14 protein-coding genes are annotated in these 11,772 nt (G+C 66.7%); 6 read left to right on the top strand and 8 right to left on the bottom strand.

Features of this window, described 5'->3' with window-relative positions; all coding sequences use genetic code 11:
* Positions 1-29: 29 nt before the first annotated feature.
* Positions 30-446: a quorum-sensing-regulated virulence factor family protein gene (locus BM198_RS20410; protein ID WP_044414279.1), complete on the bottom strand. Its 417-nt coding sequence runs from the start codon at positions 444-446 to the stop codon at positions 30-32.
* 478 nt (positions 447-924) lie between these two features.
* Here BM198_RS20410 and BM198_RS20405 point away from each other — a divergent pair, with 478 nt between their 5' ends.
* Entirely contained in the window at positions 925-2,625 is a 1,701-nt protein-coding gene (locus tag BM198_RS20405; RefSeq protein WP_083422431.1) for an OmpP1/FadL family transporter, read from the top strand.
* A gap of 108 nt (positions 2,626-2,733) precedes the next feature.
* A complete protein-coding gene (locus tag BM198_RS20400; protein WP_044414274.1) occupies positions 2,734-3,444 on the top strand; it encodes a tRNA-uridine aminocarboxypropyltransferase in 711 nt (236 codons plus the stop codon).
* Here the strand turns inward: BM198_RS20400 and BM198_RS20395 are convergent.
* The gene (locus BM198_RS20395) at positions 3,435-4,319 is read right to left on the bottom strand and encodes a DMT family transporter (protein WP_044414272.1); all 885 of its coding nucleotides are present in this window, start codon (positions 4,317-4,319) and stop codon (positions 3,435-3,437) included. The two genes, BM198_RS20400 and BM198_RS20395, sit on opposite strands and share 10 nt — an antisense overlap.
* A 165-nt stretch (positions 4,320-4,484) precedes the next feature.
* On the opposite strand from BM198_RS20395, the gene erdR reads away from it, so the two are divergent.
* Together erdR and BM198_RS20385 are read left to right on the top strand one after the other, a co-directional pair.
* Entirely contained in the window at positions 4,485-5,135 is a 651-nt protein-coding gene (gene erdR / locus BM198_RS20390) for a response regulator transcription factor ErdR (protein WP_044414269.1), read from the top strand.
* A 73-nt stretch (positions 5,136-5,208) separates the two neighbouring features.
* The gene (locus BM198_RS20385) at positions 5,209-5,574 is read left to right on the top strand and encodes a diacylglycerol kinase (protein WP_044414266.1); all 366 of its coding nucleotides are present in this window, start codon (positions 5,209-5,211) and stop codon (positions 5,572-5,574) included.
* On the opposite strand, the gene BM198_RS20380 is transcribed toward BM198_RS20385, so the two are convergent.
* Positions 5,575-6,501: a LysR family transcriptional regulator gene (locus BM198_RS20380; RefSeq protein WP_044414263.1), complete on the bottom strand. Its 927-nt coding sequence runs from the start codon at positions 6,499-6,501 to the stop codon at positions 5,575-5,577. It lies immediately after the preceding gene.
* A 125-nt stretch (positions 6,502-6,626) separates the two neighbouring features.
* On the opposite strand from BM198_RS20380, the gene fpr reads away from it, so the two are divergent.
* Positions 6,627-7,406 (top strand): ferredoxin-NADP reductase, encoded by a 780-nt coding sequence (gene fpr / locus BM198_RS20375; protein ID WP_044414260.1) that lies wholly within the window; start codon positions 6,627-6,629, stop codon positions 7,404-7,406.
* 50 nt (positions 7,407-7,456) lie between these two features.
* Here the strand turns inward: fpr and BM198_RS20370 are convergent, their stop codons facing one another.
* A complete protein-coding gene (locus tag BM198_RS20370; protein WP_044414257.1) occupies positions 7,457-7,870 on the bottom strand; it encodes a VOC family protein in 414 nt (137 codons plus the stop codon).
* Between the two features lie 59 nt (positions 7,871-7,929).
* On the opposite strand from BM198_RS20370, the gene BM198_RS20365 reads away from it, so the two are divergent.
* Positions 7,930-8,232, top strand: a complete 303-nt coding sequence (locus BM198_RS20365) for a putative quinol monooxygenase (protein ID WP_074971921.1) — start codon at positions 7,930-7,932, stop codon at positions 8,230-8,232.
* 6 nt (positions 8,233-8,238) lie between these two features.
* On the opposite strand, the gene tsaA is transcribed toward BM198_RS20365, so the two are convergent.
* The 4 genes from tsaA to rimO all read right to left on the bottom strand — a co-directional run bounded on the left by tsaA (position 8,239) and on the right by rimO (position 11,621).
* Positions 8,239-8,940 (bottom strand): tRNA (N6-threonylcarbamoyladenosine(37)-N6)-methyltransferase TrmO, encoded by a 702-nt coding sequence (tsaA, locus tag BM198_RS20360; RefSeq protein WP_074971920.1) that lies wholly within the window; start codon positions 8,938-8,940, stop codon positions 8,239-8,241.
* 10 nt (positions 8,941-8,950) lie between these two features.
* Positions 8,951-9,157 (bottom strand): hypothetical protein, encoded by a 207-nt coding sequence (locus BM198_RS20355; protein ID WP_074971919.1) that lies wholly within the window; start codon positions 9,155-9,157, stop codon positions 8,951-8,953.
* 207 nt (positions 9,158-9,364) lie between these two features.
* Positions 9,365-10,135 (bottom strand): SDR family oxidoreductase, encoded by a 771-nt coding sequence (locus BM198_RS20350; RefSeq protein ID WP_074971918.1) that lies wholly within the window; start codon positions 10,133-10,135, stop codon positions 9,365-9,367.
* 163 nt (positions 10,136-10,298) lie between these two features.
* Positions 10,299-11,621, bottom strand: coding sequence for a 30S ribosomal protein S12 methylthiotransferase RimO (gene rimO / locus BM198_RS20345; protein WP_074971917.1), 1,323 nt, complete (start codon positions 11,619-11,621; stop codon positions 10,299-10,301).
* Between the last annotated feature and the right edge of the window lie 151 nt (positions 11,622-11,772).

Here is an 11,772-nt window from a genome sequence, read left to right as displayed (position 1 = left end):
GCAGCCGCAGGCAGGAGGGGAAGGCGGTGTTACTTGGCCGTGGAGGCCTTCAGGCCGCAGTCGCTGGCAATGAAGCGTTCGTTGGTGACCGGGCGATTGCTCTTGTACTCGGTGAAGGCATAGCGCAGCGCCGCGCCACGGGCCAGCAACTGGCGGTAGCCATTGTTGCGGCACACGCTGTTGGCCAGCTGGGCGCGCACCGAGTCGGGGTTGGCACGCATCTGGGCCGCGTGGGCGGGGCGGACGCTGAGGTGGTTGATCAGCTCCGTACCTTCCACCGTGTAGCCCTGGTCAAGGATGTCCTCGTTGATGGCGCGGGGCGTGCCGACGCTGCTCTCCTCAGCCACTTTCTCCAGCATCTTGGTCAGCTCGAAATCCTTGAGCGAGGCCGCCTGCACGGCGATGGGCGCGAGAAGGACGAGGGCGGCGAGGGTTAGGCGTTGCATACGAATCTCCGAGGGTGGGGCAGCCTTTGACTCTGGCTGCGGCCGAGTGTTCATGGCCCGGGAGCCTGGTGCGCGCATCCTGAACAAGCGCCGCCCGCAGATCAAGGTCCGTCGGCGTTCCCAGCGCAGGACCGTGCCGACGAGCGGTCCCCCGGTGCTGGCGGCCTGCCAGCCTGTGGTCATGCGTAACAACCCGCCCTACCTGAACGAACCCCGTCACAAGGGGCGCGGGCCCGGTTGCCGCTTCGCTTGGCCCCTGCGTCGCGGCTGCGTTCTGTTACCGGCAGATGACCACGAGGCAGGGCCCACCTCGACTTAAGGATGGGGATCGACGGCAAAACACGAACTGTCCCAAAACCCGTGATGCCTTCCGGTGTCCAGTGAGGAATGACCCGGCCACCCCAGGCCTTGCGTGCGGGTCATTGAAAACAAAGGGCGGGGCCATGTTCCCCGCCGCTACAGTTCGGAGTCGAGAACAATGACAACAACTCGTCCTGCCGGCTGGCTGACCGCATTCTGCGGCGGCAGCCTCGTGCTTGCCTTCCACGTCCCGGCGTTGGCCTCGGGCTACCACTTCGGATCCCAGTCGGTGTCCGCCCAGGGCACCGCACACGCCAATGGAGCCGAGGCAGCCGACCCCTCGGTGATCTTCTACAACCCCGCCGGCCTGGCGCGTCTGAAGGGTACCCAGATGACCACCGGCATGAGCATCCTCATCCCCCGTGGCGAATACGAGGACAAGGGCAGCACCGACGTTTTCGGCAACCCCACCGGCAGCGGTGACGGTGATGCCGGCTCCTACCTGCCGGATGCCGCTGCGGCGCCGAATTTCTACTTCTCCCGGCAGATCAACGACCAGGTCACCGTCGGCCTCGGCATCTTCGTGCCCTACGGCGCCAAGCTCGACTACGAGGAGGACTGGAGCGGCCGCTACGGCATCCAGTCGGCCAGCCTGGAGACGGTCAACTTCAACCCCAGCATCGCCTACCGCTTCAACGAGCATCACAGCATCGGCTTCGGCGTCTCGGCCCAGTACATCAAGTCGGTCCAGCGTGGGGCGGCGGATGTGAAGGGCGCGTCCCGCCAGTTAGCCGGGCAGTTCGTCGCGGCCAACCAGCAGGTCACCGAGCTGGCCGCCTCGCCCCTCGGCCAGGCCGCGATCCCATTGCTCTACGGCGTCAGCGTGCCGGAGGAAATCACCCGCTGTAACGGCCAGAGCGGCGATGCCTTCGTCGACTGCGTAGCCTCCAACTTCGCCGACAACGTCCAGGGCGATGGTTACTTCCGCGCCAAGGGCGACGACTGGGGCTTCGGCTGGAACATCGGCTACCTCTGGGAGCCCACCGAGTCGACCCGCTTCGGCATCGCCTACCGCTCCCACATCAAGCACACCCTCAAGGGCGAGTCGAAGTGGAGCTTCGCCGATGTCCAGGGCGCCGTGCCCTCGCCGACCGCGGACCTCAGCGGCGGGATCGACCTGGGCGTGATCACCCTGCCGCCCAAGGACCAGCTCGAACTGGTGCTGGATCCGGCTAACTGGGTCAACCCGGGGGACTTCGCCGCCACCCGCCTGCACCCCAACTCCAAGGCCAGCACCTCCATCGACACCCCCGAGTCGCTCTCCATCAACGCCTTCCACCAGCTCAACGACAAGGTCGCGCTGATGGCCGACGTCACCTGGACCCGTCACTCCCGGCTCGGCACCATCGGCGTCGGCCTGGACCAGGTGGCCGGCTACCCCTACTTCAACGGCGTCACCGAGGGCGACCTCAACGTCCGCCAGGACTGGAACGACACCTACAAGATCTCCTTGGGGATGAACTACCAGTACAGCGATGACCTGCTGCTGCGCACCGGCGTCGCCTACGACAAGAGCCCGGTGAGCGGCGCCAGCACGCGCCACCCCGGCTTCCCCGACGCGGATCGCTACTGGCTGTCGTTCGGCGCCAACTACCAGCTGTTCAAGGACACCTCGGTGGACCTGGCCTACAGCTTCGTGCAGTTCGACACCGGCAAGATGGACTACACCGACAACTGCTCCCCCGCAGGCTGGGTACCCGGCAGCGGCGGCCTCTACGTCGACAGCGGCCAGCGTTGCACCGGCAATGGGGGCAACTACAAGGGCGAGTACAAGACCCAGATCCACTTCATCGGGCTGGCCCTCAACCACACCTTCTGAGTGGGGCGATGGGCAGTGGGCAACGGCTCGTCCGTCCCGCTGCCCATCGATGACCGGGCGGGGGTACACTGCGCGCCGTTTCCGCACAGCCCTGGTTTCACGCCTTCCATGACCCACGCCGTCTTCCGCTTGCGCGCCGAATGCCTGGCCCGCGCCACCCGCCCGTTCGTTGCCCGCGGCTCCCGCGCACCCCGCTGTCCGCGTTGCCGGGTGATTCCCGCCTACTGCTTCTGCGACCAGCGTCCGCAGGTGCCGGCCAACGCCGGGATGTGCCTGTTCATGTACTACTCGGAGCCGCTCAAGCCGAGCAATACCGGCTGGCTGATCGCCGATGTGGTGGCCGATACCGCCGCCTTCGAATGGTCGCGGATCGCCCTCGACCCGGCAGCCGAGGCCCTGCTGAATGATCCCCAGTGGCAGCCGTACGTGGTGTTCCCGGGGGAATACGCCGAGCCGGAGCGGGTGGTGGAGGAGGTGGCGGTCGAGCCAGGCAAGCGACCGCTGTTCATCCTGCTGGATGCGACCTGGACGGAGGCTCGCAAGATGTTCCGCAAGAGCCCGTACCTGGACCGCTTCCCGGTGCTGAGCCTGCGCCCGGAACAGATTTCCCGCTACCGCCTGCGCCGCTCCAAGCGTGACGAGCACCTGTGCACGGCCGAGGTGGCCGCGCTGTGCCTGGAACTGGGCGGTGACTCACAGGCCGCCGGCGCGCTGGATGCGTACCTGGACCTGTTCACCGAACGTTACCTGGGCGCCAAGCACGCCCTGCCGCTGGACCTGGAGAGCCCGGCGCACCAGGCGCTGCGTCCTTACCTCTGAGCCTCGTGGCGCTGCGGCCAGAGCTGCGCCACCAGCATGCCGACGAACATCAGCGCACAGCCCAGATAGCCCCGCGCATGCAGGGACTCGCTGAGCATGAGGGCGCCGGCGATGGCGGCGAACACCGCCTCCAGGGAAAGGATGATGGCCGCGTGGGACGCAATCGCGTGCTTCTGCGCCACCACCTGCAGAGTGTAGCCGATGGCCACGGCGATCACCCCGCCATAGAGGATGGCCGGGCCGGCCGAGACGATGGCGTCCAGGCGGATGTCCTCCAGCACCAGGGCCAGGGCCAGGCTGATCACCGCGCAGGTGATGAACTGCAGGATGGCCAGTCGCACCGGGTCGTGGCGGCTGGCGAAGAACCCCACCAGCAGCACGTGCACACCCCAGACCACCGCACCCGCCAGTTGCAGCCAGTCGCCGCGCGCCACCTGGAAGTTGTCACCGACGCTGAGCAGGAACATGCCGCCCACCGCCAGCAGCGCGCCGATCCAGGTGCCCATGCCGGTGCGATGGCCCAGCAACAGCCCCAGCAGCGGCACGATGATCACGTACAGGCCGGTGATGAAGCCGGAGTTGGTCACGCTGGTGAACAGCAGGCCCACCTGCTGCAGGTTGATACCCAGGGACAGGGCCAGCCCCATCAGCACACCGCCCAGCAGCAGGCCCCGGTTCATCGGCTCATGGTGTTCGCCACGTGGCAGCAGGTAGAGCAGCGGCAGCAGCACCAGGGCACCGAGTCCGAAGCGCAGGCCGGTATAGAGGAAGGGGCCGATGGCATCCATGCCGAGCCGTTGTGCCACGAACGCAGCGCCCCAGATGGCGGCGGTGATCAGCATCAGGATGTCGGCGCGCAGGGCTTGGCTTCGCATGGGACTTCTCGGCAGTCAAAAGGCCAAGACTCTGACGCAAAGATGGCCGCTTGACCACCCCGCCGAGGGTCGGCATGCTGGGCGCCGCTCCACGGCCGCCCATTAGCCGCCAGGGCCCTCCAATCGCCGCCAGGGCGGTGGGGCCCGCCAGAAAAGGACCCCTCGATGGCCGCTTACGACATCCTCATCGCCGACGATCACCCGCTGTTTCGCAGCGCCCTGCACCAGGCCCTGACCCTGGGACTGGGCCAGGATGTGAGTCTGGTGGAAGTGGCCAGCATTGCCGAACTCGAGGAGCGCCTGGCGCAGAAGAGTGACTGGGACCTGGTCCTGCTGGACCTGAACATGCCCGGCGCCTACGGCTTCTCCGGCCTGGTGCTGTTGCGCGGCCAGTACCCGCAGATCCCGGTGGTGATGATCTCCGCCCAGGAGGAGGCATCGGTCGTGGTGCGGGCGCGGGAGTTCGGTGCCAGCGGCTTCATTCCCAAGTCCAGCCCGCTCGAGGTCATCCAGTCGGCCGTGCGTGCCGTGCTCGATGGCGATGCCTGGTGGCCGCCGCAAGCAGACGAGGCGGTGGTCGTATCCGACGAGGCCCGTGCCGCCAGTGCCGGCCTGGCCAGCCTCACGCCCCAGCAGTTCCGCGTGCTGACCATGGTCTGCGAAGGCCTGCTGAACAAGCAGATCGCCTTCGAGCTGAATGTGTCCGAGGCCACGGTGAAGGCCCACGTCACGGCGATCTTCCGCAAGCTCGGCGTGCGGACCCGTACCCAGGCCGCCTTGCTGCTGCAACAGATGGAATCGATTCCGCCGGCCTGACGCCGGCCTTTTCACGCAAATTTGAGACGCGCCGCGCTAGGCTGCGCGCTCCTTTCAAACAGCCAGCCTTCCCATGTCGCCATTCAAAGGCCAGACCGGCCTCAAACGTATCCTCAACGCCGCCGGCTATTCCTTCGATGGCCTGCGTGCCGCCTTCACCGGTGAAGCCGCGTTCCGCCAGTTGGTGCTGCTCAACGTCGTGCTGATTCCGGTGGCGTTCTTCTTCGATGTCAGCCGCGGCGAGCGGGCGCTGATGATCGGCGTATGCCTGCTGGCCCTGATCGTCGAGCTGCTCAACTCGGCGGTGGAGGCGGCCATCGACCGCATCTCCCTGGACCGCCACCCGCTGTCCAAGAACGCCAAGGACATGGGCAGCGCCGCCCAGTTCGTCGCCCTGACGCTCATCGGCTCGGTCTGGGCCACCATCCTGCTGGGCTGATCAGGGAATCTCGGGCAGCACGATCTCGTCGCTGCGCCGTACCCCCACAGTGAGTTCGCGACACTGTTCGAGGAACTCGCGCATGGCCGCCGTCTGGTACTTCTGCCGGTGCCAGATGAAATAGAACTGCCGACGCAGGTCGATCCCCGGGGTTTCCAGCGGCACCAGGCTGCCCCGGCGGAAGGCATCGCGCAGCGCCAGGCGCGAGATGCAACTGATGCCCAGCCCCGACTCCACCGCCCGCTTGATCGCTTCGGTGTGCTCCAGCTCCAGGCGGATGTTCAGCGGCACCGGGTGATGACGCATGGCCTGGTCGAAGGTCAGGCGCGTACCGGAGCCCTGCTCGCGGAGGATCCACGCCTCCCGGCACAGCTCGTCCAGGCTCACCGGCTGCTGCTGGGCCAGGCGATGGCCGGGGGCGCAGAACACCACCAGTTCGTCCTCCACCCAGGGCAGGACCTCGATGTCCGGGTGCTGGCAATCGCCTTCGATTAGACCCAGATCAAGTTCGTAGTGGGCGATCTGCTGGACGATATTCGCCGTGTTCTGCACGTGCAGGCTCACCTGGCACTCCGGGTGGCGCTGCATGAAGCTGCCGATCAGCAGGGTCGCCAGGTAGTTGCCCACCGTCAGGGTGGCGCCTACCGCCAGCGAACCGAAGCCGCTCTTGCCGTTGAGCAGGTCCTCGATCTCCCGGGCCTGATCCAGCAGGGCGACCGCCTGGGGCAGCAACTGGTGGCCCAGCGCATTGAGGCTGAGGCGCTTGCCGACACGGTCGAACAACTGGCAGCCAGACTGCCGCTCCAGCTCGGTCAGCGAGGTGCTGGCCGCCGATTGTGAAAGGGACAGCGATTCGGCTGCGCGAGAGACGCTGCCTTGCTGGGCGACGCTGACGAAAACCTGCAATTGACGGAGTGTGAAACGCATATCGATATAACCGATAACCTATATCTTGATAATCCAGTTAACAGATATTGTGGCGATCACTACAATGCCGCGCAATTGCGCCCAAGCGGCGCTGGCGACATTCCCTCTTCGGAGCTTCCGGAAACATGAGCAACTTCAACTCCGAGCGCGTCCTCAGCGTTCATCACTGGAACGACACGCTGTTCAGCTTCAAGTGCACCCGCGACCCTGGCCTGCGCTTCGAGAACGGCCAGTTCGTCATGATCGGCCTGCAGCAGCCCAACGGCCGTCCGCTCATGCGTGCCTATTCCATCGCCAGCCCGAACTGGGAAGAGCACCTGGAGTTCTTCAGCATCAAGGTGCCGGACGGCCCGCTGACCTCCCAGCTGCAGCACCTGAAGGAAGGCGACGAGATCATCATCAGCAAGAAGCCCACCGGCACCCTGGTCCTCGATGACCTGAACCCGGGCAAGCACCTCTACCTGCTGAGCACCGGCACCGGCCTCGCGCCCTTCATGAGCGTGATCCAGGACCCGGAGACCTACGAGCGCTTCGAGAAGGTCATCCTCGTGCACGGCGTGCGCTACGTGAACGAAGTGGCCTACCGCGAGTTCATCACCGAGCACCTGCCGCAGAACGAGTTCTTCGGCGAGGCGGTGAAAGAAAAGCTGATCTACTACCCCACCGTCACCCGCGAGCCCTTCGAGAACCAGGGCCGCCTGACCGACCTGATGCGCAGCGGCAAGCTGTTCCGCGACATCGGCCTGCCGCCGATCAACCCGCAGGACGACCGCGCCATGATCTGCGGCAGCCCGAGCATGCTCGACGAGACCAGCCAGGTGCTCGACAGCTTCGGCCTGAAGGTATCGCCGCGCATGCGTGAGCCGGGTGACTACCTGATCGAGCGCGCCTTCGTCGAGAAGTGATCCCGCGCTGCGCCTGACGAGAAGCCCGCCATCCGGCGGGCTTTTTCGTTTCAGCCCGGCAGGCTGAAGCGCTGGCCGGACAGGGCAGGGTGGTAGATCGGCTGGACCTTGTTCCCGGCCGGGTCCAGCAGGTGGAAGCTGTGGGTGCCGTCGCCATGGGCGAAGGGGCGGTCCAGCAGCGTGACGCCCTGGTCCTTCAGGTAGCGGTACCAGGCCTCCAGGTCTTCCAGGCTGTCCACCACGAAACCGAAATGGTCCACCGCCTGCGCGCCGTGGCTCGGCACCGTGGCGCGCCCCAGGGACAGGTTATCGTTGCCGCAGGTGAGGTAGACCAGGTCCTCGTGGGCACGGTGCAGCACCTCCATGCCCAGCACGTCGACGTAGAAGCGCTCGCACGCCTCGAGATCCGGAACCAGCAGGGCGATGTGGCGCAGGCCGTTGAGCCGGGCAGGGCGGTTGGACATGTGGTGGCACTCCTTTTTGTATACAATTTTTCGAGAATATAAGACAAAAGGACTCACCCATGTACTGCCTGCTGCTCAAGACCCAACTGAAACTCGGAAGCCTGGACGCTTTCATGGAAGCGATGCGCATCAATGCCGCCGCCTCCGTGCGGGATGAACCGGGTTGCCTGGTGTTCGACGTGCTGCGTGACCGCAGTGATCCGGATCGGGTGTGGCTGTACGAGGTGTACACCGACGAAGCGGCGTTCGAGGCCCACATGCAGACGCCGCACTTCCTGGCGAGCCGACCGCTGGTGGAGCCGCTGATTCTCCGGCAGGACTGCATCGAGGCCGATGCGCTGGCCCTCAACCCCTTTCGCTGAGTCGCCTCAGGCGTCCGCTCCGCGTGCGATCTCCAGCACGCGGATGCGGCCAGCCTCGGGGTAGTGCCAGCGCACGTCCACGTCCCACAGGCGCGCGCCATAGCGGCGCTCCGGCTGGGGCTTCTGGTAGGCCGGGCGGGGGTCCTGTGCCAGGCACTGCTCCACCAGCGCCACCAGCGGCTCACCCAGGCGCTCGCCTTCGAGTCGGGCCTGGGCCAGGGCTTCGGGCGTCCATTCCACCGGAATCAGTTCCGGCGGGGCCGCAGCGATGCCGTTGCGTGCGTCCAGCTGGCAGTCGGCGTAGGGCACGTAGGGCTTGATGTCGAGCACCGGCGTCCCGTCCAGCAGGTCGATGCCCGACAGCCAGAGCCGGCCGGCCTCCACCTTGTCCAGCTTCACCACCGACTGGCCGATGCCGTTGGGGCGGTGTGTGGCGCGGCTGGCGAAGACCCCCAGGGTCTGGTTGCCGCCCAGGCGGGGCGGGCGCACCTTCAGGCGCGGTGTGTTCTCCAGCGCCTGATGGAAGAGGAACAGCAGCCACACATGGCTCACCTGCTCCAGACCGGCCACCGCCTCGCCGCCATCGAAGGGTGGCAGCAGCTCCAGCACGCCACGGGCGGCCGGGGCGAGCTGGGGCTGGCGGGGAATGGCGAATTTTTCCTTGAAGCAGGACCGCAGGATGCCGACCGGGGAAACCAGATGCTGCATGGCGTGTGACTCAGCGGCTGCGGATCGGTGCGCCCTGGGGCACCCGGCACCCGGCGTCGCGGTAGGGGCCGCTGTGGCGCACCCAGCCCTCGCCGGGTTGCACCTGGGCGCAGGTGAAGCGGCCGTCCAGCGTGCTCTGCCAGACATAAAACGGCGCCGGCGCGGCAAGGACCGGCAGGGCAGGGAGCAGGGCGAGGCACAGCAGCAGGGCACGCATGGTGGGGTTCCGGGAAGAATGCGCGGCTACCCTAGCAGGTTGTTGAAACACTGGCCACGCCGCCGCTGCAGCGCTGAAGGCGCCCTCAAGTGGCCCATTTACTCCACCTGGACCAGGCTTTTTTCGTGCTTCGCCTTCCTGCCTGCGCCGGCCTTCGCCAGGTGCAAGCCGTGGGCGCGCGCCGGTGCGCAGCGCCCGGCTCGGGCGTCAGAGGTGGAAGCCGCCGTCGATGGGGATGATGGCCCCGGTCATGTAGGCCCCGGCGGTGCCGGCCAGGGCGATGGCCAGGGCGCTCATCTCCTCTTCGCGGCCCCAGCGCTGCATGGGGATGAGGGCAACGTCCGCCGCCAGGGCATCGTCGTCCTGGGCGATGAAGCGGGTCATCTTGCTCGGGAAGCGGCCGGGGGCGATGACGTTGACGTTGATGTGTTCCTTCACCAGCTCATGGGCCAGCATGCGCGACAGCTGGTGCAGGGCGGCCTTGCTGGGGCCGTAGGCGTAGGCCTGTTCGCCCATGGCGGTGATCCCCGCCACCGAGCCGATGTTGATGACCCGCGCCGGGCTGGCCGCGGTGCCGGCCTTGCGCAGCAGCGGCAGCAACTGCTGGATGCAGCTGAAGACGGCCGTCACGTTGAGCTGCATGACCTTCTCCCAGCCCTTGACCGGGTAGCTTTCCAGCGGCGCGCCCCAGGTGGTGCCGGCGTTGTTGACGAGGATGTCCAGCTGCCCGACCTGCCCGCCCAGGGTTTCGGCCAGGGCACGCGCGCCTTCTTCGCTGGAGAGGTCCGCTGCCAGCCCGACGCATTCGCCGAAGGCCGAGAGTTCGGTGGCGGCTTCCGCGCACGCCTCGGCGTTGCGGGCGCAGATGAACACGCGGGCGCCGGCTTCCAGCAGGCCCTGGGCGATCATCCGGCCGATGCCGCGGGTGCCGCCGGTGACCAGTGCCGTGCGGCCTTTCAGGCTGAAGTACTTCTCCATGGGGGTGAGCCTCGTCAGTGGGTGAGGGCCTTACCCTAGCCGCTGGCGGGCGGCGGCAAAGCCATCATCGAGACGGGGAATGCACGGCCATTCCAGCCCCCATGGAAACGAAAACGCCGCGAGCCCTGGGGGCGTCGCGGCGTTCGTCAGCCGATCGCGGGGATCAGATGCACTCGGCCCACAGGTCGTACTCGTCGGCGTCCACCACCCGCACGCGGACCTTCTCGCCCGGCTTCAGATTGGGGTTGTCGATGAACACGCTGCCGTCGATCTCCGGGGCATCGGCCCAGGAACGGGCCACGGCGCCCTCGTGGTCCACCTCGTCCACCAGCACGTCCATCTCCTGGCCGATCTTGCGCTGCAGGCGGGCAGCGGAGATGGCCTGCTGGTGCGCCATGAAGCGGTCCCAGCGGTCCTGCTTGATGTCGTCCGGCACCGGCTCCAGGCCCAGGTCGTTGGCCGGGGCGCCCTCCACCGGGGAGTACTGGAAGCAGCCGACGCGGTCCAGCTGGGCTTCGGTCAGCCAGTCCAGCAGGTACTGGAAGTCCTCTTCGGTCTCGCCGGGGAAGCCGACGATGAAGGTAGAGCGGATGGTCAGCTCGGGGCAGATCTCGCGCCACTTCTTGATGCGGGCCAGGGTCTTGTCCTCGAAGGCCGGGCGCTTCATGGCCTTGAGCACGTTCGGGCTGGCGTGCTGGAAGGGGATGTCCAGGTAGGGCAGCAGCTTGCCGGCGGCCATCAGCGGAATCACGTCGTCCACGTTCGGGTACGGGTACACGTAGTGCAGGCGCACCCACACGCCCATGGCCGAGAGCGCCTCGCACAGCTCCAGCATGCGGGTCTTCACCGGCTGGCCGTTCCAGAAGTCCAGCTTGTACTTGAGGTCCACGCCGTAGGCGCTGGTGTCCTGGGAGATCACCAGCAGTTCCTTCACGCCGGCCTTCACCAGGCGCTCGGCCTCGGAGAGCACGTCGCCCACCGGACGGCTGACCAGCTTGCCGCGCATGGAGGGGATGATGCAGAAGCTGCAGCTGTGGTTGCAGCCTTCGGAAATCTTCAGGTAGGCGTAGTGGCGCGGAGTCAGCTTGATGCCCTGGGGCGGAACCAGGTCGATCAGCGGGTTGTGCTCGGTCTTCGGCGGCACCACTTCGTGCACGGCGTTGACCACCTGCTCGTACTGCTGCGGGCCGGTCACGGCCAGCACGCTCGGGTGCACGTCACGGATGCTGTCCTCGGCCACGCCCATGCAACCGGTGACGATCACCTTGCCGTTTTCCGAGAGCGCCTCGCCGATGGCGTCCAGGGACTCGGCCTTGGCACTGTCGATGAACCCGCAGGTGTTGACCACCACGACGTCAGCGTCCTGGTAGGTCGGAACGATCTCGTAACCCTCCATGCGCAGCTGGGTGAGGATGCGCTCGGAGTCGACGGTCGCCTTGGGGCAGCCGAGGGAGATGAATCCGACTTTGGGTGTTGCGGTGGACATGGGGGCTAACCTCGGAAGGGCACCTTGGGGGCGCCTCTGATCAAAAAGTGCGCAATTCTAGCGGCGGCCTACACACTTGAACAGCCTCCCCGAGGCAAGTCGTCGCAGGTGCATGCCCAGGCCCTGCCAGCGGGCGCTCCAGGGAATACGG

It is taken from the genome of Metapseudomonas otitidis, assembly GCF_900111835.1.
Taxonomy (GTDB): Bacteria; Pseudomonadota; Gammaproteobacteria; order Pseudomonadales; family Pseudomonadaceae; genus Metapseudomonas; species Metapseudomonas otitidis.
Note: the sequence above shows the minus strand (reverse complement) of the source record. Positions and strands in the feature narration are given on the sequence as shown.

What these genes read in the sequence shown, in the direction of transcription:
- BM198_RS20410 (WP_044414279.1), bottom strand. Translation starts at nt 446, where the DNA reads ATGCAACGCCTAACCCTCGCCGCCCTCGTCCTTCTCGCGCCCATCGCC.
- BM198_RS20405 (WP_083422431.1), top strand. Translation starts at nt 925, where the DNA reads ATGACAACAACTCGTCCTGCCGGCTGGCTGACCGCATTCTGCGGCGGC.
- BM198_RS20400 (WP_044414274.1), top strand. Translation starts at nt 2,734, where the DNA reads ATGACCCACGCCGTCTTCCGCTTGCGCGCCGAATGCCTGGCCCGCGCC.
- BM198_RS20395 (WP_044414272.1), bottom strand. Translation starts at nt 4,319, where the DNA reads ATGCGAAGCCAAGCCCTGCGCGCCGACATCCTGATGCTGATCACCGCC.
- erdR (WP_044414269.1), top strand. Translation starts at nt 4,485, where the DNA reads ATGGCCGCTTACGACATCCTCATCGCCGACGATCACCCGCTGTTTCGC.
- BM198_RS20385 (WP_044414266.1), top strand. Translation starts at nt 5,209, where the DNA reads ATGTCGCCATTCAAAGGCCAGACCGGCCTCAAACGTATCCTCAACGCC.
- BM198_RS20380 (WP_044414263.1), bottom strand. Translation starts at nt 6,501, where the DNA reads ATGCGTTTCACACTCCGTCAATTGCAGGTTTTCGTCAGCGTCGCCCAG.
- fpr (WP_044414260.1), top strand. Translation starts at nt 6,627, where the DNA reads ATGAGCAACTTCAACTCCGAGCGCGTCCTCAGCGTTCATCACTGGAAC.
- BM198_RS20370 (WP_044414257.1), bottom strand. Translation starts at nt 7,870, where the DNA reads ATGTCCAACCGCCCTGCCCGGCTCAACGGCCTGCGCCACATCGCCCTG.
- BM198_RS20365 (WP_074971921.1), top strand. Translation starts at nt 7,930, where the DNA reads ATGTACTGCCTGCTGCTCAAGACCCAACTGAAACTCGGAAGCCTGGAC.
- tsaA (WP_074971920.1), bottom strand. Translation starts at nt 8,940, where the DNA reads ATGCAGCATCTGGTTTCCCCGGTCGGCATCCTGCGGTCCTGCTTCAAG.
- BM198_RS20355 (WP_074971919.1), bottom strand. Translation starts at nt 9,157, where the DNA reads ATGCGTGCCCTGCTGCTGTGCCTCGCCCTGCTCCCTGCCCTGCCGGTC.
- BM198_RS20350 (WP_074971918.1), bottom strand. Translation starts at nt 10,135, where the DNA reads ATGGAGAAGTACTTCAGCCTGAAAGGCCGCACGGCACTGGTCACCGGC.
- rimO (WP_074971917.1), bottom strand. Translation starts at nt 11,621, where the DNA reads ATGTCCACCGCAACACCCAAAGTCGGATTCATCTCCCTCGGCTGCCCC.